This is a genomic window from Sphingomonas sp. TDK1, from assembly GCF_001650735.1.
Taxonomy (GTDB): Bacteria; Pseudomonadota; Alphaproteobacteria; order Sphingomonadales; family Sphingomonadaceae; genus Sphingomonas.
The window spans coordinates 37238-54892 of record NZ_LXVY01000005.1 but is presented as its reverse complement, the minus strand read 5'-3'; the positions used below and the strand labels follow the sequence as shown (position 1 = coordinate 54892).

The 17655-nt window shown below is 66.1% G+C and carries 15 protein-coding genes, 1 tRNA gene and 2 pseudogenes; 14 read left to right on the top strand and 4 right to left on the bottom strand.

The genetic code is table 11. From position 1 onward, the window contains the following. Positions 1–2079: a 3-hydroxyacyl-CoA dehydrogenase NAD-binding domain-containing protein gene (locus A7X12_RS05990; RefSeq protein WP_064310748.1), complete on the bottom strand. Its 2079-nt coding sequence runs from the start codon at positions 2077–2079 to the stop codon at positions 1–3. A 359-nt stretch (positions 2080–2438) separates the two neighbouring features. Between A7X12_RS05990 and A7X12_RS05985 the strand changes: the two genes are divergently transcribed. The 4 genes from A7X12_RS05985 to A7X12_RS05970 are packed head-to-tail and all read left to right on the top strand — an operon-like array spanning position 2439 to position 6820. Then, positions 2439–3932 carry an FAD-linked oxidase C-terminal domain-containing protein gene (locus tag A7X12_RS05985; RefSeq protein ID WP_064310747.1) on the top strand — a complete coding sequence of 498 codons (1494 nt, stop codon included), beginning with the start codon at positions 2439–2441 and terminating at the stop codon, positions 3930–3932. Then, the gene (locus A7X12_RS05980) at positions 3932–5092 is read left to right on the top strand and encodes an FAD-binding protein (RefSeq protein WP_064310746.1); all 1161 of its coding nucleotides are present in this window, start codon (positions 3932–3934) and stop codon (positions 5090–5092) included. Before A7X12_RS05985 ends, A7X12_RS05980 begins: the two co-directional genes overlap by 1 nt. Further along, on the top strand, positions 5082–6395 hold the full coding sequence (gene glcF, locus A7X12_RS05975) for a glycolate oxidase subunit GlcF (protein ID WP_064310745.1): 1314 nt from the start codon (positions 5082–5084) through the stop codon (positions 6393–6395). The genes A7X12_RS05980 and glcF overlap by 11 nt, the downstream gene beginning before the upstream one ends. Next, positions 6392–6820 (top strand): GlcG/HbpS family heme-binding protein, encoded by a 429-nt coding sequence (locus A7X12_RS05970; protein WP_064310744.1) that lies wholly within the window; start codon positions 6392–6394, stop codon positions 6818–6820. The genes glcF and A7X12_RS05970 overlap by 4 nt, the downstream gene beginning before the upstream one ends. 21 nt (positions 6821–6841) lie before the next feature. On the opposite strand, the gene A7X12_RS05965 is transcribed toward A7X12_RS05970, so the two are convergent. Then, the gene (locus A7X12_RS05965; protein ID WP_232318388.1) at positions 6842–7774 is read right to left on the bottom strand and encodes an SDR family oxidoreductase; all 933 of its coding nucleotides are present in this window, start codon (positions 7772–7774) and stop codon (positions 6842–6844) included. Between the two features lie 305 nt (positions 7775–8079). Between A7X12_RS05965 and bktB the strand changes: the two genes are divergently transcribed. The 8 genes and pseudogenes from bktB (at position 8080) to A7X12_RS05920 (ending at position 14066) form a co-directional block, all read left to right on the top strand. Then, positions 8080–9273, top strand: coding sequence for a beta-ketothiolase BktB (gene bktB, locus A7X12_RS05960; protein WP_064310742.1), 1194 nt, complete (start codon positions 8080–8082; stop codon positions 9271–9273). Beyond that, positions 9270–10019, top strand: coding sequence for an electron transfer flavoprotein subunit beta/FixA family protein (locus A7X12_RS05955; protein WP_064310741.1), 750 nt, complete (start codon positions 9270–9272; stop codon positions 10017–10019). The genes bktB and A7X12_RS05955 overlap by 4 nt, the downstream gene beginning before the upstream one ends. After that, positions 10019–10948 (top strand): electron transfer flavoprotein subunit alpha/FixB family protein, encoded by a 930-nt coding sequence (locus A7X12_RS05950; RefSeq protein ID WP_064310740.1) that lies wholly within the window; start codon positions 10019–10021, stop codon positions 10946–10948. The genes A7X12_RS05955 and A7X12_RS05950 overlap by 1 nt, the downstream gene beginning before the upstream one ends. Positions 10949–10963: 15 nt before the next feature. Then, positions 10964–11746, top strand: a complete 783-nt coding sequence (locus A7X12_RS05945; RefSeq protein WP_064310739.1) for an enoyl-CoA hydratase/isomerase family protein — start codon at positions 10964–10966, stop codon at positions 11744–11746. 222 nt (positions 11747–11968) lie between these two features. After that, a pseudogene (locus tag A7X12_RS05940) lies at positions 11969–12441 on the top strand (IS5 family transposase); the annotation flags it as partial. 131 nt (positions 12442–12572) lie between these two features. Then, a pseudogene (locus A7X12_RS05930) lies at positions 12573–13403 on the top strand (type IV secretory system conjugative DNA transfer family protein); the annotation flags it as partial. A 232-nt stretch (positions 13404–13635) separates the two neighbouring features. Then, positions 13636–13866, top strand: a complete 231-nt coding sequence (locus A7X12_RS05925; RefSeq protein ID WP_064310737.1) for a DUF2274 domain-containing protein — start codon at positions 13636–13638, stop codon at positions 13864–13866. After that, entirely contained in the window at positions 13863–14066 is a 204-nt protein-coding gene (locus A7X12_RS05920; protein ID WP_064310736.1) for a helix-turn-helix domain-containing protein, read from the top strand. The genes A7X12_RS05925 and A7X12_RS05920 overlap by 4 nt, the downstream gene beginning before the upstream one ends. A 76-nt stretch (positions 14067–14142) precedes the next feature. Here the strand turns inward: A7X12_RS05920 and A7X12_RS05915 are convergent, their stop codons facing one another. Next, a complete protein-coding gene (locus A7X12_RS05915) occupies positions 14143–15417 on the bottom strand; it encodes a tyrosine-type recombinase/integrase (protein ID WP_064310886.1) in 1275 nt (424 codons plus the stop codon). Between the two features lie 177 nt (positions 15418–15594). After that, positions 15595–15681, bottom strand: a tRNA-Leu gene (locus A7X12_RS05910). Positions 15682–15826: 145 nt separating this feature from the next. On the opposite strand from A7X12_RS05910, the gene A7X12_RS05905 reads away from it, so the two are divergent. Next, entirely contained in the window at positions 15827–16762 is a 936-nt protein-coding gene (locus tag A7X12_RS05905) for a complex I NDUFA9 subunit family protein (protein ID WP_064310735.1), read from the top strand. Positions 16763–16830: 68 nt separating this feature from the next. Beyond that, the gene (locus tag A7X12_RS05900) at positions 16831–17637 is read left to right on the top strand and encodes an undecaprenyl-diphosphate phosphatase (RefSeq protein ID WP_064310734.1); all 807 of its coding nucleotides are present in this window, start codon (positions 16831–16833) and stop codon (positions 17635–17637) included. Positions 17638–17655: the final 18 nt, after the last annotated feature.

Here is a 17655-nt window from a genome sequence, read left to right as displayed (position 1 = left end):
CTACGCGTCCTTCCAGCTCCGGCCTTCGCGTGCCAGCCGTTCGAGAAGCTTGCCCGGTCCCCAGCGCGGGCCGTTGCGCCGTGCCGCCTCGAGCGCGGCCGCATAGATGCGTTCCAGGCCGACCTGTTCGCCCCAGAACATCGGTCCGCCCTTGTGGGCGGGGAAGCCATAGCCATTGACCCAGGCAACATCGATATCGCTGGCGCGCAAGGCTGTGCCGTCCTCCAGTTCCTTCGCGCCTTCATTGACCAGCGGGGCGAACAGACGGAATTCGATTTCGTCATCGGAGAAGGGGCGCCGCGTGATACCGAAGTCCTTCGAAACGGCCGCGATGATCGCGTCGGTTTCCGGGTCGAGCTGCTTGTCGCGTCCTTCGTAGCGATAGAAGCCCTTGCCTGCCTTCATGCCAAGGCGCCCTTGTTCCACCAGCCGTTCGAGGATCGGGGAAAAGCGCTCGCCTGCGGGCAGCGACGCCAAGCGCGCCTTGCGTACGAGAACGCCAACGTCGAGGCCGCTCATGTCCCGCATCGAGATGGGGCCCATCGGCATGCCGAACCGTTCCGCCACCCGATCGATCTGTTCGGGCGTCGCGCCTTGTTCCATCAGGAATTCGGCTTCGCCGGTGTAATATTGCAGCATCCGGTTGCCGATGAAGCCGTCGCAGTTCCCGGCGAGCACGACGTTCTTGCCGAGCGTCTTGCCCAGCGCCATGACCGTGGCGATCGTTTCGTCCGACGTCGCCGCGCCGCGGATATTCTCCTGCAGCTTCATGACATTGGCCGGAGAGAAGAAATGCACGCCGACAACGTCCTGCGGACGGGTGGTGGCGGCGGCGATGTCGTCGATGTTCAGCGACGAGGTGTTGGTGGCGAGGATCGCGCCGGGACGCATCACCACATCGAGCTTCGCGAAGATCTCCCGTTTGATGTCCATCCGCTCGAACGCGGCCTCGACGACCAGATCGGCATGCGCGAAGGTCGCATAATCGGTCGTCGAGCGGATGCGCGACAAGGCGCGTTCCATCGCCGATGGCGCGAGGGAGCCCCGACCGACCGAGGTCTCATAGGTACGACGGATCGTCGCCATTCCCTTCGCGATCGCGACATCGCTGATATCGGCAAGCCAGACGTCTATACCGGCATTGGCGAAGACCATGGCGATCCCGGCGCCCATCGTGCCGGCGCCGATCACGGCGGCGGTGCGCACCGGTTTCGGTTGCGCGTCGATGCCGGGAACCTTGCGCGCTTCGCGCTCTGCGAAGAAATAGTACATCAGTGCCTTGCGCTGATCGCTTGCGAACAGTTCCTGGAACTTGCGCGTTTCCAGCGCCAGTGCGTCACCGGCGGGCATGGTGCAGGCTGCTTCGATGCAATCGATCGCCACCAGCGGGGCAATCTTGCCGCGGGCCTTTTTTGCCACCTTGTTGCGGGCTTCGGCGAACAGTTCGGCCCCTATGCCCGTCACCTTGCCGTCCCGCGCGATGACGGGAAGGGTGGGCCGGCCCGACGCCACCATGGCGCGCGCGAACGCGACGGCACCGGCGCGAAGATCATCGACAACGGCATCGAGAATGCCGAGTTCGCGCGCCTGCTCCGCCGTCAACTGCTTGCCGGTGGTGATGATCTCGATGGCCGCTTCGACCCCGGCGAGCCGCGGCAGGCGCTGCGTTCCGCCTGCGCCGGGCAGAATCCCGAGATTGACCTCGGGCAGCCCGACCTTCGCGCCCGCGACGGCGACGCGTGCGGTGGCGGCCAGCGCCAGTTCGAGGCCGCCACCGAGGGCGGTGCCGTGGATCGCCGCGACCACGGGCTTGCGAAACGAATCGAGGCTGGCCTGGATGTCGGTAAGCTTGGGCCGGACCTGCGACTTGTCGGTACCCAGTTCGGTGATGTCCGCGCCGGCGACGAACGTCTTGCCGCTCCCGAGGAGGACGATGGCGTCGACGGCCGGGTCCGCAGCCGCGCGTTCCAGCGCGTGGCCCAGATCGACCCGTACCGCTGCGCTCAGGGCGTTCACGGGGGGATAGTCGACCGACAGTACGGCTACCGAGCCTTCGACATCATATTGGACCGTAGCCATCGTCTCTCCCTGCTCTGCTGCCGGGGTGCGCGCGATGCGCGTCCCGGCGTCTTTAGAACGGCGCCCCCAACTGCGATGGGCTCCCGCGACACGGATGTGATGCATGCGTCACACCGGCTTCGCTCCGCCGCCGTTGCCGCCAAGGAACGGGCCCGTTGCTTCGGCGGAAGCGACGAACATGCACTTTATATCTATCGAACGGCAGAAAATGCAATTAGATCTCGCATCGTGGATCAGGGCGCTTGGGCGCCGGAGGGGAAAATCAACGTGCGGGCGATCGACGATAGGGTAGAAGGCTGTACGCATCTCCCCGGCCTCGGCTCGGCAGGCGTGTCGCCGCCGGGGAGCGGAGGCGCCTGATGTCGATCGTGATGCCGGTACCAGACGCAACGGCCTTGAAGAATCGGGACGCGATCGCGGCGGCGCTGCGCGCCATCGTCCCCGGGGATGGCGTGATCGACGATCCCGACGCGCTGCGGCCCTATGAATCCGATGGACTGACCGCCTATCGGCAACCGCCGCTGGTGGTGGTGCTGCCGGACTCCGTCGAGCAGGTTTCGGCGATTTTGCGCTGGTGCCATGCGCAAGGCGTAAAGGTGGTGCCGCGCGGGGCCGGCACGTCCCTGTCGGGAGGTGCCTTGCCGCTCGCCGACGCGGTGCTGCTCGGCATGGGCAAGTTCAAGAAGGTGCTCGACATCGACTATGACGAGCGCATCGCAGTCGTCCAGCCGGGGGTGACCAACCTTGCGATAACACAAGCGGTGGAGGGCGCCGGATTCTATTACGCACCCGATCCGTCCAGTCAGATCGCCTGCTCGATCGGCGGTAATGTCGCCGAGAATTCGGGAGGTGTGCACTGCCTGAAATATGGCCTCACGACCAACAACGTGCTGGGCGTCGAGCTGGTGCTGATGGACGGCGAGATCGTACGCCTGGGCGGGCGCCATCTCGACCCCGCAGGCCTGGATCTTCTGGGGGTTGTCGTCGGATCGGAAGGGCTGTTGGGCGTCGTCACCGAAGTCACCGTCCGCATCCTGCCCAAGCCGGAACGGGCACGGGCGATCCTGCTGGGGTTTCCCGATGCCGAACAGGCCGGCGCGTGCGTGGCGCAGGTTATCGCCGAGGGCATCATCCCCGCGGGCATGGAAATGATGGACAAGCCGGCGATTCATGCGGCGGAAGCGTTCGTCAACGTCGGCTATCCGCTCGACGTCGGCGCCTTGCTGATCGTCGAAGTGGACGGTCCCGCAGCGGAATGCGACCATCTGATCGTCGAGATCGACCGCATTGCCGACGAGAACGGCGCCGTCACCCGTCGGATCTCCAACAGCGAGGTGGAGCGGCTCGCATTCTGGGCGGGGCGCAAGGCGGCCTTTCCGGCGGTGGGGCGACTGGCGCCGGATTATTACTGCATGGACGGCACGATTCCGCGCCGCCGCTTGCCCGACGTCCTGCGTCGCATGGAGGAACTCTCCGCGCATTATGGCCTGGGTGTCGCCAACGTGTTCCATGCCGGCGACGGCAATCTCCACCCGCTGATCTTGTACGATGCCAATCGGCCCGGCGAACTGGCCAAGGCCGAGGCATTCGGAAACGACATTCTGCGCCTCTGCGTCGAAATGGGCGGGGTCCTGACGGGCGAGCATGGGGTGGGCGTGGAAAAGCGCGATCTGATGCCCGCGATGTTCAGCGAGATCGACCTCCAGCAGCAACAGCGGCTGAAGTGTGCCTTCGATCCGCAGCTTCTGCTCAACCCCGGCAAGGTCTTTCCGCGCCTCCATCGCTGCGCCGAACTCGGCCGCGTTCATGTTCATGGCGGCCGGCACGCCTTTCCCGACATTCCGCGGTTCTGATGAATCAGGTTCAGCCCGACAGCGCCGAGCAACTGTGCGACGCGATCGCCGACGCGAAGCGCGACGGCGTGCGCGTCGAGATCCGTGGCGGCGGCAGCAAGGCGCGGATCGGTGCGCCGCGCGAGGCGCGCATCGTTCGCACCACCGGATTGTCGGGGGTGGTCGCTTATGATCCCGCCGAACTGGTGCTCACGGTGCGGGCTGGAACCCCGTTGGCCGAGGTGGAGGCACTGGTCGCTGCGGAGCGGCAGATGCTGGCGTTCGAACCGTTCGACCACGGGCCGTTGTTCGGCGCGCCTGCCGGTGCCGCGACCATCGGTGGCGTGATCGCTGCCGGGGTGGCGGGATCGGGGCGGGTGACTGCCGGTAGCGCGCGCGATCATCTTCTGGGGTTCACGGCGGTATCCGGACGATCAGAGGTCTTCGTCGCGGGCGGCAAGGTGGTGAAGAACGTCACCGGCTTCGATCTGTCCAAGCTCGTCGCGGGAAGCTGGGGGCGCCTCGTCGCGCTGACCGAACTGACGCTCAAGGTCCTGCCCCGTCCAAGGGTGTCGGTCACCTTGCGATTGGATGGGCTCGGCCCTGCGGCTTCGTGCACTGCGATGATGCGCGCGCTGGGCAGCCATGCGGAAGTCTCGGCTGCCGCCCGCCACCCCGATGGAGCGACGCTTTTCCGCGTCGCCGGCTTCGAGCCTTCGGTCGTCGCGCGCTGCGCCCTGCTTTCGCAAATGCTGCGTGAGTTCGGTCCCCTGCAGCGATTGGAAGAAGACATGGCGAATGCGTTGTGGCGGCAGGCCGGGACCGGATCCGGTCTCGATGGCGCGATGCTTTGGTGCATCCATGTCGGTCCGCGGTGCGCACCGGAGGTTGCGGCGAGACTTGCCCCCCATGCGCGGCGCCTCGCGCTGGACTGGGGCGGGGGGCGGATCTGGGCGAGCCTGGACGATCCTGTCGTGCCGGTCCGCTCGATCGCACGCGCGGCGGATGGAGAGGCGCTGTTGCTTCGTGCACCCCATGCCGTGCGGGCGACGATTCCCGCGCAGCATCCGCGCGCACCGGGCGTCGCGGCGCTGGAAGCGCGGGTTCGCCGGGCGTTCGATCCCGACGGCGTGTTCGAGACGGGCCGTTTCCTGGACGGGGAGCCGGCGCATGCAGACTAACTTCTCGCCGGCGAGCCTCGCCGATCCGGCGATGCGCGCATCCGAATCGATCGTCCGCAAATGCGTGCATTGCGGCTTCTGCACCGCGACCTGCCCGACCTACACGCTGCTGGGCGATGAGCTGGATTCGCCGCGCGGGCGCATCTATCTGATGAAGGATATGCTCGAAAACGAGCGGGAGCCCACCGAAAAGGTCGTCAAGCACATCGATCGCTGCCTGTCCTGCCTGTCGTGCATGACGACCTGCCCCTCGGGGGTGCACTATATGCACCTGGTGGATCATGCGCGGGCCTATATCGAGGCGCGCTATCGACGCCCCTTGTCGCAGCGGCTCTATCGAAGCCTGCTGGCACTCGTTCTGCCCAGTCCGCGCCGCTTCCGCGCTGCGTTGCGGCTCGCGGCCTTGGCAAGGCCGCTTCGCTCCGTTCTTGCGCGCTTCAACGCCTTCGCACCCATGGTAGCGATGCTCGATCTGGCCCCGCGAACGACACCGCCCGCCTCGTTGGCGCAGTCCTCGCCGGTGCCGCGCGCGCGGGGGCGTGTCGCCCTGCTCCAGGGCTGTGCCGAACCCTCGCTCCGCCCCGAGATTCGCGCGGCAACGGTACGGCTTCTCAACCGGTGCGGCTATGACGTGACCTTCGCATCGGGCGAGGTCTGCTGCGGCGCGCTTGTCCATCACATGGGACGGGAGGCGGCAGCCCTCGACGCGGCACGCAGGAATGTCGACGCCTGGACGCGCGAGATCGAGGCAGGCGGGCTGCGCGCGATCATCGTGACCACCTCGGGCTGCGGCACGACGATCAAGGATTATGGCTTCATGCTGCGCAACGACGCAGCCTATGCGGCGAAGGCCGAGCGGGTCTCCGCACTGGCGCGCGACGTCACGGAGTTCTTGGCCGAGATCGGCCTGCCGTCGGCACAGCCACGCGACATGGCGGTTGCCTATCACGCCGCCTGCTCGCTGCAGCACGGCCAGAAAGTCACGGACGCCCCCAAGGCGCTGCTGACGCAAGCCGGCTTCACCGTCGTGACACCGGCCGAAGCGCATCTGTGCTGCGGCTCGGCCGGCACCTACAATATCCTGCAGGCCGAGATCGCCGGCCAGTTGGGCGCGCGGAAGGTCGCCCAACTCGAACGGCTCGGCGCGCCGGTCATCGCCGCCGGGAACATCGGCTGCGCGATGCAGATCGGAACCCGGACCAAAACCCCGGTCGTCCATACAATCGAACTGCTCGACTGGGCGACAGGCGGTCCGGTGCCGCCCGCGCTCGATGCGATGAACCAGAACGGGAAAGACCGATGAGCCATATATCCCTTGATCAGGCGACCACGATCATTGCGGGCGCCTTCGCCAAGGCGCGCGAACTTGCGCTGAAACCCCTGGGCGTCGTTGTCCTGGACGCCGGTGGCCATGTGATCGCCTATCAGCGGCAGGATGGCGCCTCGACGGGGCGCTTTCAGTTGGCGCTCGGCAAGGCGGCGGGGGCGTTGTTCCTCGGCATGTCGTCGCGGAAGATCGGCGACATGGCGGGGGAGCGGCCGACGTTCCTCGCCTCGCTGGGGCCGATCGCCCCCAGCGGCGTCGTTCCTGCCGCGGGCGGCGTTCTCCTGGTCGACGGGGCGGGACACACGATCGGCGCCGTGGGCATTTCGGGGGACTTGTCCGATAGGGACGAGGCCTGCGCGCTCGCCGGCATCGAAGCGGCCGCCTTGCGCACACAAGGCTGACGCGGCCGACGATCCTGCGCGCTACCAGATCGCGTCGCCGCGCAGGATCGCTTCGGTTCCGCGGTCGGCGAAGATGCATTGTCCGATCAGCAGGCTGTTTTCTTCGGAAGCGAGGAAGCGCGCCAGAACGCCGATTTCCGTCGCCTTGGAGAGTGTCTGCTCCGCTTGCGGATGCATGGCCTGCAACCATGTTGCTATCGCGGGCGCTGCCAGGCCCTTTTGGGTGCGCGGGGTCTCGATCAGGCCGGGGGCGATCGCATTGATCCGGATCCCCGCGTCGTTCCACCGGGGATGGATGGCGGCGCGGCGCATCCACCGCGCTACTGCGGTCTTGGCGGCGATATAATATTGTTGCGGCGTCGTTTCGTCACCATAGCGGGCGACGATCTCGGTCTCGTCGCCGGACAAAAGCAATCCCACCAGCGTGGCATCGCTTGGCTCGAGCGACATGCGGGACGTGGTTACCACCACGCGGGGTGCTTTCGACATCGCGAGCAGCGGGTGCAGCCCATCGATGATATCGATGGTCCCGAAGTAATTGACCCGGAGAAGGTCCAGTGTCGGGCCGCCGCCTCCGGCCCATGTCACCACCGCATCTACCCCGTGCGGAGCACGTTCCTCGACTCTGCGGACGACTTCCTGCCGCCCTTCCGCCTGCGCCAAATCTGCATTGATATCGCATCCGGACAGGTCGACGCGCAGAACGCGGTCTCCGTCCGCTTCTAGTGCTAGGCAGGTCGCCTCGCCAAGGCCGCTGTTCGCGCCGGTTACCACCGCTATCCTGTTCATGCCGGAAACGTCCTGCGACTGTGAAGAGCATCGCGCGTCGGCGGAAAGTGCGGGTTCGAATACCGCATGTCGACGCTTGGCCAAGGTAGAGCCGAATGATCGTATCGCGCAATGCAATCTATCAACTGATTGATTTTTTGTGATGGGGTGTAAGATGGACGACACCAAGGGTGATCGCGACGATGGGCGATTGCGAACCTGTCCCTCTTTTTGTGCGCCCCGGAGGTCACGGCAATCACGCTGGTGATTTTGTCACGCTGGTGATTTTGTTCGGCGGCTAGTCGCCGATTGACCTCCGGCTGCCCTATAGACCCGCCGGCGAACGACGCACGCCGGTGCGCGCTGTGCAGGCGCTCTCGATTTGCATGCGACGCCCGCGGCGCACGGGGAGGGGGCGGCTGCCATCGGAGCAGAAGGTGCCCGATCCACCGGTGAAGCAATGCGCGCAGGTCTGCGCGGGAGGAGGATGGATGACGAAAGATATCTTCATTTTGGCGGGCGCCCGCACGGCGATTGGCGACTTTGGTGGCGGTCTGAAGGACATTGCCCCGGCCGAACTGGGCGCGACGGTCATGGGCGAGGCGATCCACCGCGCCGCGCTTGCGCCTGCGGATGTCGAGCACGTCGTCATGGGGCAGGTGATCCCGACGCTCCCTTCCGATGCCTATCTGGCGCGCGTGGCGGCGGTGCGGGCCGGCATTCCGCACGGGGCGCCTGCACTTACCCTCAACCGGCTCTGCGGCTCGGGGCTGCAGGCGGTGATTTCGGCGGCGCAGATGATTGCGCTTGGCGAAATCGGCGTGGCAGTGGCCGGTGGCGCCGAAAGCATGAGCCGAGCGCCTTATCTCGCCACGGGTGTCCGCTGGGGCACCAAGATGGGCGATACTGCCATGCTCGACATGATGGTGGGGGCGCTGTCCGACCCGTTCGACGCCGTTCATATGGGCGTCACGGCGGAGAACGTCGCCGAGCGCTTCGACGTCTCACGTGAAGCCCAGGACGCGCTCGCCGCCGAAAGTCATGCCCGCGCCGCCCGCGCCATCGCCGAGGGCCGGTTCGCGGCGCAGATCGTCCCGGTCGAGGTAAAGACCCGCAAGGGTATCACCGCCTTTGCCACCGACGAGCATGTCCGCGCCGAGACGACGGCGGAAAGCCTTGCGGCGCTGCGTCCGGCCTTTCGACGCGACGGATCGGTGACGGCGGGCAATGCCTCGGGCCTAAACGACGGTGCCGCGGCGCTGGTACTAGCCTCTGCGCGCGCGGCCGAGGCGCGCGGATTGCAGCCGATGGCCCGGATCCTCGGTTGGGGTCATGCCGGCGTCGACCCGCAGATCATGGGGATCGGCCCGGTCGAAGCGGTGCCGATCGCGCTGCGCCGCGCGGGCGTGACGCTCGATCAGATCGACGTGATCGAAGCCAACGAAGCCTTCGCCGCGCAAGCCTGTGCCGTCGCGGCGCAACTGGGTTTCGATCCGGCCAAGGTCAATCCCAACGGCAGCGGCATCGCGCTCGGCCACCCGATCGGCGCTACCGGCGCGATCATCTTGGTGAAGGCACTGTACGAGCTGCAGCGGACCGGCGGGCGCTATGGCCTCGTCACGATGTGCATCGGTGGCGGCCAGGGCATCGCCATGGTCATCGAACGCATGGAGGCGCACGCATGAAGGTCCTGGTACCGGTCAAGCGCGTGCTTGACTATAACGTGAAGCCCCGCGTCAAAGCGGACGGGACGGGCGTCGATCTGGCGAACGTCAAGATGAGCATGAACCCCTTCGACGAGATCGCGATCGAGGAAGCGGTCCGGCTGAAGGAGAAGGGCGCGGCGACCGAGATCGTCGTCGTCACGATCGGCGTCGCCAAGGCGGAAACCGATGTGCTGCTCACCGCGCGCGCGATGGGTGCCGATCGCGGCATCCTGATCCAGACCGACGAGGAGGTGGAGCCGCTGGCGGTTGCCAAGCTGCTCGCCAAGGTGGCGCAAGAGGAGCAGCCCGGGCTGATCATCCTCGGCAAGCAGGCGATCGACGACGATTCGAACCAGACCGGCCAGATGCTTGGCCAGCTGCTCGGCTGGGCGCAGGGCACCTTCGCCTCGAAGGTCGAGATCGACGGCGAGCGCGTGAAGGTCACCCGCGAGATCGACGGCGGTCTCGAGACCGTCGACCTCAAGCTGCCGGCGATCGTCACCACCGACCTTCGCCTCAACGAGCCGCGCTATGCGACGCTGCCGAACATCATGAAGGCGAAGACCAAGCCGGTCGCGAAGAAGACCGTCGCCGATTACGGCGTCGACGTCACCCCGCGCCTCAAGACGCTCAAGGTCGTCGAGCCGGCCAAGCGCCAGGCGGGCATCAAGGTGGGTTCGGTCGACGAACTGGTCGAGAAGCTCAAGGGCATGGGAGTCGCGTGATGAAGACGCTGGTTTGGGTCGAACACGACCATCAGAGCGTCAAGGACGCGACGCTCTCCACCGTCACCGCAGCTGCCAAGCTGGGGGAAGTCCATCTGCTCGTCGCCGGCAAGGGCGTTTCGGGTGTGGCCGAGGCCGCGGCGCAGATCGCCGGCGTGGGCAAGGTCCATGTCGCAGACGATGCCGCGTACGAGCATTTCCTCGCCGAGAATATCGCGCCGCTGATCGTCCAGTTGATGGGCGACCATGACGCGGTGCTGTTCCCGGCGACCACCACGGGCAAGAATGTGGCCCCGCGCGTCGCCGCCGCGCTCGACGTGATGCAGATCTCGGACATCCTCTCGGTCGAGGGTGCGGACACCTTCACCCGGCCGATCTATGCCGGCAACGCGATCGCCACCGTGCAGACCAGCGACAAGAAGCTGGTGATCACCGTGCGCGGCACCGCGTTCGACAAGGCGGCGACGACCGGCGGCAGCGGCACGGTGGAAGCCGTGGCCGCGGCGGGCGACAAGGGCCTCTCCACCTTCGTCGGCGCCGAGATCGCCGCGTCGGAGCGTCCGGAGCTGACCAGCGCCAAGGTGGTCGTCTCGGGCGGCCGCGCGCTCGGCTCGCAGGAGCAGTTCCACGCGCTGATCGATCCGCTGGCGGACAAGCTGGGTGCCGCGGTCGGCGCCAGCCGCGCGGCGGTCGACGCAGGCTACGCGCCCAACGACTATCAGGTCGGCCAGACCGGCAAGATCGTCGCGCCCCAGGTCTATGTCGCGGTCGGCATCTCCGGGGCGATCCAGCACCTTGCCGGCATGAAGGATTCGAAGACGATCGTCGCGATCAACAAGGACGAGGACGCCCCCATCTTCCAGGTGGCGGATATCGGCCTGGTCGGCGACCTGTTCACGCTGGTGCCAGAGCTGACCGGCAAGCTCTGATTGGGGTAGGGCATCATGGAAACCGTTCTCCTCCATCGCGAAGGGCCCGTCGCGCGGCTTACGCTCAACCGCCCCGAGGTCGGCAACGCGATCGATCCCGCGCTTGCTGCAGCGCTCGCCAAGGCTGCGCGTATCGTGGCAGCGGACCCGACCGTCCGATGTGTCGTGCTGACGGGCGCCGGGCGGCTCTTTTGCGCGGGCGGCGATCTCGCCGGAATCGCGGCGGCAGGCGATGGCGCCTCGCGCTTCCTGCACGATCTGGCGGACATGCTGCATGATGCGGTGTTTACGCTGGCCACTATGGCGAAGCCCCTTCTCGTTGTCGCGAACGGTCCGGCGGCGGGTGCCGGGCTCAGTCTGGTCCTGCTCGGCGATGTGGCGCTTGCCGCCCGAACGGCGCATTTCACCGCCGCCTATGCAGGCGTTGGGCTGACGCCGGACGGCGGCATGAGCTGGTTGCTGCCGCGTCTGGTCGGGCTGCGGCAGGCCCAGGCCATGCTGCTCACCAACCGTCGCGTCGATGCCGAGGCGGCCGAACGGCTGGGCATTGTTACCCAGACGGTCGAGGATGATGCACTGGACGCCGAGGCACATCGCCTCGCGGCGCGACTGGTGCGGTCGCCATCGGGTGCGATTGGCGCGGCGCGTGGTCTGTTGCTGGAAGGTGCAGTGTCAGCGCTCCGCTCGCATCTCGATCGTGAAGCCGCCACCATTGCAGCGGCGGCCGGAACGGCAGAGGGGCAGGAAGGCATTGCTGCCTTCCTCGACCGACGCACGCCGGATTTCTTGCCGGGCTGAACGCCGCCCAAATCTGTGCGCTGCCATCCGCTGCCGCCGCACGGATCACGGCCGGCTTCGGGCGCGACATCTCCCCTGTTCCGGAAATCGGAGAATGCCTTTGGCTGGCAGCAGAGGAATCCAGCGAAATCGAAGCTTAAGCGCAATGGACATTTCGCATTAGGGTCATGCCCCATTGATGTGAGCGTCGCGATCTGATTCAGGCTCCGCGAGGAGACTGGAATGAGCTACCTGTTTTGGCTGACGGACGGGCAGATGGATCGGCTGCGTCCGTTCTTTCCCAAGAGTCACGGCAAGCCTCGGATGGATGATCGCCGGGTGTTGAGCGGCATCGTGTTCGTCAACCCTGATGGGCTGCGGTGGCGTGATGCGCCGAGCGCCTGCGGCCCGTACAAGACGCTCTGCAACCGGTGGAAACGGTGGGCGCAGCTGGGGTGTTCACGCGGATGATGGAGGGTCTCGCTGCGGCCGACGCGGAACCGAAGACGGCGATGATTGATGCGACCTACCTGAAGGCGCACCGTACGGCCTCAAGCCTGCGGGTTAAAAGAGGGGATCTTGGCCGCCTTATCGGGCGCACCAAAGGTGGCATGAACACCAAACTCCACGCCATCGCCGACGCGAACGGTCGTCCGTTGAGCTTCTTCAGGACCGCCGGCCAGGTTAGCGACTACACTGGCGCAGCAGCGCTGTTGGACGATCCGCGCTAGCCGATCTGAACCGGAGCGAGCCCATCAGCGCCCATCAGCGCCGTTCCGTTTTCGGCGCCCGTCACCGAGTCTGAACCTGCCCGAGCCGGTCCTGTCCGGCGGGCGGGAGCCTCGACGTGACACCCACCAAATTGCTCATCGGCCAGATCGTTGTCGTCTTCGCGATCGTCATCGTGGGGGGCCGGGCGGCGACGTGGGCGGCGGCGATTCTAGCCTACCAGCCCGAGCTTGGGCTACCCTGGTTCCGGCTCGGCAATGTGCCGATCTACCATCCCTGGGCGCTGTTTGGCTGGCGGTATCACTATGATGCCTATGCCCCGACCGTTTTCGACAAGGCGGGCATGCTGGCCGGTGCCAGCGGGTTCCTCGGCTGCGCGGCGGCGATCTTCGGTTCGCCGTGGCGCGCGCGTCAGTCGAGCAACGTCACCACCTATGGTTCGGCGCGGTGGGCGAGCCCTCGCGAGATCGAGCGCGCCGGGCTGCATCGCGAAGCAGGCGTCATGCTCGGCACGCTCGGCGGCCGCTATCTGGGCCATGACGGGCCCGAGCACATCATGGCGTTTGCGCCGACACGGAGCGGCAAGGGCGTGGGCCTCGTCGTGCCGACCTTGCTGTCCTGGACCGGTTCGACGGTCGTTCACGATATCAAGGGTGAGAACTGGACGCTGACGGCCGGCTGGCGCGGGCGCTTCTCGCATTCCCTCTTGTTCAATGCCACCGACGCGGCATCGGCGTATTACAATCCACTGCTCGAGGTCCGTCGCGGCATTGAAGAGGTGCGCGACGTCCAGAACATCGCTGACATCCTGTCCGATCCGCAGCGCAGCTTCGTCGCCACGCTCCGCCGGATGATGACCACCAATCACCTCGGTGACGACAACAACCCCAGGTTTCATCCCGTCGTCGCCTCCGCGGCGCGCGAATTGCTGAACAAGAGCGAGAATGACGTCAATGCGCACCTGCTGAGCCCTCCAGCGTCACCGAACATGCTGTCCGCCGGCAGCGTCATCGCCGCCAGTCTGATCATCGGACTCAGGTCCGATCTCCCCGGGCTCGTCATCCCCCAAGGTGCGCGGCTGATCGGCAGCTACGACAGTGTCGTCGCTTTCGGGCAGAAGCGCGCGCTGGTCGTTCACCGTGACCTCATCCTTGCGCCATGGCGCGGCATTGGAGGCTGACATGGCAGAGCTGAAGCTTGGGAAGCTTCCGGATCGAACGCCGGTCAAGCTCTCGATTACGATAACGCCGGATCTGCAGACTGACCTGCAATCATACGCCACGATGTACGCTGAGACGTACGGCGTTGAAGAGCCGATTGCAGAACTGGTTCCCGCGATGCTCGTGTCGTTTCTCGAGGGCGACCGTAGCTTCGTCAGAGCGCGTGAAGCACGGCGGCGGGGGCAGAAATGATCGAGCGCGCCTGGGAGCAGAAGATCGAGCCGCTAACCGTGCGCGTATCGACGGCGGCGCGGATAACCGGTCTCAGCCGGTCGCGCGTCTACGAGCTGATTCAGTCAGGCGATCTCGAGACGGTGAAGGTCGGGCGGGCGACACTCATCCAATATGGCAGTCTCAAGGCCCTTGTGGGATCCTGCCAGCGATCGGGTTGAGGACCCGGCCCGGGCATCGATCGCCTCGGACCCTGCGGGTATCGGCTGGGCCCATACCCGGCAGGATGCAGGCAGCTTATCGCGCTAGCAGGCTGTGAGGGCGGCCGGCCGTCGATTTCTGGGCCTTCGCTTTGCCGGAAGCGGCTTTCCCAGGCCTTGGCGCCTCCGTTGAGTCTCGCAAGTCGTCGAGATAATCGGACCAGTGCTGCATCATGGCGACGCGCTCGTCCCAATATTCGCCGCGCGCATAGGCGCGGCGGACGGACGACATCTCCTGATGCGCGAGCTGCCGCTCGATGGCGTCGGGGTGCCAGCAGCCCATCTCGTTGAGCAATGTCGCGGCCATTGCCCGGAACCCGTGCGCGGTCATTTCGCCGCTTTGATATCCAAGCCGCCGCAGCGCCTGATTGACGCCATTCTCGGACATTGGCTTCCTCGGGCGCCCCATGCATGGGAACAGATGCTGGCGGTGCCCGGTGATCTCGCGTAGCTCCTCGAGCATCTCCAGCACCTGCCGGGACAGCGGGACCTTGTGCGGTCGCCGCATCTTCATCCGCTCGGCGGGAATCGACCAGATAGCTTTATCGACATCGATCTCGCTCCACTCGGCCTGGCGCAACTCGCCCGGCCGGACGAAGAGGTGAGGCGATAGCCGCATGGCGATTCGCGTAACCGCCTGACCGGTGTAGGTCTCCATTGTCTTCAGGAGGATGCCGACTTCTCGAGGATCCGTGATTGCCGCGTGATGCGTGGTCCTGGGGGTGGTCAGTGCGCCGCGCAGGTCGGCCGCCACGTCGCGGTCGCAGCGCGCGGTTGCGATGCCGTAGCGAAATATCCGGCTGAGCACGCTGCGCATGCGGCGCGCGCTCTCGTAGCGGCCTTTCGTCTCCATCTTGCGGAGGACGGCGAGCGTCTCGGCGGGCGTGATGGAGTTTATCGGAAGCGTGCCGATCAGCGGATACGCCATGCCGAGCAGCCAGCGAATCTTGTCCAGGGTGACGTCCGCGCGGCCCTCTCGTTCGCATTTCGCGATCCATTCGAGCGCCACCTCCTTGAAGGTCGTGGCTACCGCGAACTTGGCGGTGATCTTTGCACGCTTTTTCTCAAGGACCGGGTCGAGCCCGGCGGCCATCGCCTTTCGCGCCTCGCGGCATTTCTCGCGTGCGTCGACGAGCGAGATGGTCGGCCATGGACCGAGGTGGAGCGTCTTCTGCACGCCGCCATATCGATAGCGGAAGCGCCAGAGCTTCGAGCCGGTCGTTTGAACGATCAGCACCAAGCCTTGGCCATCGGCGAGATTGTAGGGTTTCCCCATGGGCTTTGCGGAGGTGATCTTGAGCTGTGTCAGCATCATCGTGTTCCCGGATTTTCCGGGTTCACCCAGCAGTCACACAATGAGCCTCTTTTTGTGACTCTTTTGCTGGATTTTGCTGGATCAACCCGGACGGTTGCCAGCGAGCGTCGATGAAATTTTGCTTTGAAACCAGCCTCTTGCTGGACGTCTCTGGACGAATCCAGAGACGGAAAATGGTGCCCAGAAGAGGACTCGAACCTCCACGACCTTGCGATCGCCAGCACCTGAAGCTGGTGCGTCTACCAATTCCGCCATCTGGGCACGGGGTAGGCCGGCGCCTCTAGTGGAGGTTCGCGGGGGGTGTCAAACACTTTTTGCTAAAAATATTGGACTTCGCGTCGCGCTTGCCGTTTAGCCCTTCGCACGGCATTGGGGCCGCAGGTTCGCGCAGGCAGTGAGGCGGAAGATGAAGGACAGGCTGGTAACCCTGATCGGCGGTGGGGGCTTTCTGGGCCGCTACGTGGCGCAGGAGCTGCTGAGTGCCGGTGCGCGCGTCCGCGTCGTCGAGCGCAAGCCGCGCGACGCCTGGTTCCTCAAGACCCAGGGCAATCTCGGCCAGACCCAGCTCGTCGTCGGCGACATCACCAAGCCCGAGACGCTTGCCCGCGCGCTGCAGGGCAGCGACGCGGTGGTGAACTTCGTTGGCATCCTCACGGGCGATTTCGACAAGGTGCACGTGCAGGGCGCCCGCAACGTGGCGGAGGCGGCCAAGGCTGCCGGTGTCGCGGCGCTGGTGCATATCTCGGCGCTCGGCGCCGATGCCGCGTCGCCCTCCGCTTATGGTCGCAGCAAGGCGGCCGGCGAGCAGGCGGTGCTGGGCGCATTTCCGGGTGCCACCATCCTGCGCCCTTCGATCGTGTTCGGTCGTGAGGATGCGTTCGTGAACCGCTTCGCCGGCATGATCGCCGGTGCCCCGCTGAACATCGTGCCCATCGTGCGCGGCGAGACCAGGTTCCAGCCGGTGTTCGTGTCGGACGTTGCGCAGGCCGTAACGGCCGCCCTGGCGGATCCGTCGGCGCATGGCGGCAAGACCTACACGCTGGGCGGGCCGGACGTGCTGAGCATGTCGGCGCTGCTCCACTGGATCGCCGGCGCGATCGGCCGCAAGCCGCACTTCGTCGCGCTGCCCGATTCGCTTGCGGGCCTGATCGCGTCGCTGCCCGGCACGCCGATCACGCGCGACCAGTTCGCGATGCTCCAGGCCGACAACGTCGTGCCGGCGGGTGCCGAGAGCCTCGCCGCGCTGGGCGTGTCGCCGACGCCGTTGGCGACGGTGGCGCCGAGCTGGCTGGTGCGCTTTCGTCAGGCCGGTCGCTTCAGCCGCTTCCGCCCGGCCGCCTGATCCTATTCTCCCTGCCGGGCGGCGCCTTGCAGGGGGTCGCCCGGCACGACCCCTGAAGGAGCCTTTCCATGACCACGTTGCTGGTGGCGATTCTCCTCGGCATCGTCGAAGGTGTTACCGAATTCCTGCCGGTCTCCTCGACCGGGCACCTGATTCTCGCCAGCGAGCTGATGGGCTATGATTCGGCGCGGTGGGCGATGTTCAACGTCGTCATCCAGCTGGGTGCGATCCTGGCGGTGGTGGTGCTCTACTGGCGCACCTTCTGGGCGGTGCTGGACGGGCTGCTCAAGCTCAACCCCGTGTCGTTGCGCTTCGTGCGCAACTTGCTGATCGCCTTCATTCCCGCCGCGCTGATCGGCCTCGCGCTCCACAAGCATATCGAGGCCCTGCTCGGCGCGCCCAAGGTGGTCGCCTGGGCGCTGATCATCGGCGGCGTCGCGATCCTCGTCATCGAGCGGCTGGTCAAGTCGGCGACGATCCACGGCATCGCCGAGATCCCGGTGGTGCGCGTGCTCGGCATCGGCTTCGTCCAGTGTCTGGCGATGGTGCCCGGCGTGAGCCGTTCGGGCGCGACGATCATGGGCGCGCTGTCGCTCGGCGTCGAGCGCCGCACGGCGGCGGAGTTCAGCTTCTTCCTCGCCATCCCGACGATGCTCGGCGCGACCGCGCTCGAACTGCTCAAGAACCGCGAGATGCTGGCAACCAGCGGCGTGGGCTGGGGCGAGATAGGGGTTGGTTTCGTTGTGGCCTTCGTCGTGGCGCTGGCCGTGATCAAGTGGTTCGTCGGTATCGTGAGCAAACATGGCTTCACGCCCTTTGCGCTCTATCGTATTGTTGCTGGAACTGCCGCACTGATTTGGCTTTCCGTGCGTTAGGTCCGAAGCGGGCCTTTG

Bases quoted from the DNA above. Each gene is read 5' to 3' on its own strand.
- A7X12_RS05985 (WP_064310747.1), top strand. From the start codon at position 2,439: ATGTCGATCGTGATGCCGGTACCAGACGCAACGGCCTTGAAGAATCGG.
- A7X12_RS05990 (WP_064310748.1), bottom strand. From the start codon at position 2,079: ATGGCTACGGTCCAATATGATGTCGAAGGCTCGGTAGCCGTACTGTCG.
- glcF (WP_064310745.1), top strand. From the start codon at position 5,082: ATGCAGACTAACTTCTCGCCGGCGAGCCTCGCCGATCCGGCGATGCGC.
- A7X12_RS05955 (WP_064310741.1), top strand. From the start codon at position 9,270: ATGAAGGTCCTGGTACCGGTCAAGCGCGTGCTTGACTATAACGTGAAG.
- A7X12_RS05925 (WP_064310737.1), top strand. From the start codon at position 13,636: ATGGCAGAGCTGAAGCTTGGGAAGCTTCCGGATCGAACGCCGGTCAAG.
- A7X12_RS05900 (WP_064310734.1), top strand. From the start codon at position 16,831: ATGACCACGTTGCTGGTGGCGATTCTCCTCGGCATCGTCGAAGGTGTT.
- A7X12_RS05945 (WP_064310739.1), top strand. From the start codon at position 10,964: ATGGAAACCGTTCTCCTCCATCGCGAAGGGCCCGTCGCGCGGCTTACG.
- A7X12_RS05970 (WP_064310744.1), top strand. From the start codon at position 6,392: ATGAGCCATATATCCCTTGATCAGGCGACCACGATCATTGCGGGCGCC.
- A7X12_RS05950 (WP_064310740.1), top strand. From the start codon at position 10,019: ATGAAGACGCTGGTTTGGGTCGAACACGACCATCAGAGCGTCAAGGAC.
- A7X12_RS05920 (WP_064310736.1), top strand. From the start codon at position 13,863: ATGATCGAGCGCGCCTGGGAGCAGAAGATCGAGCCGCTAACCGTGCGC.
- A7X12_RS05915 (WP_064310886.1), bottom strand. From the start codon at position 15,417: ATGCTGACACAGCTCAAGATCACCTCCGCAAAGCCCATGGGGAAACCC.
- A7X12_RS05905 (WP_064310735.1), top strand. From the start codon at position 15,827: ATGAAGGACAGGCTGGTAACCCTGATCGGCGGTGGGGGCTTTCTGGGC.
- bktB (WP_064310742.1), top strand. From the start codon at position 8,080: ATGACGAAAGATATCTTCATTTTGGCGGGCGCCCGCACGGCGATTGGC.
- A7X12_RS05980 (WP_064310746.1), top strand. From the start codon at position 3,932: ATGAATCAGGTTCAGCCCGACAGCGCCGAGCAACTGTGCGACGCGATC.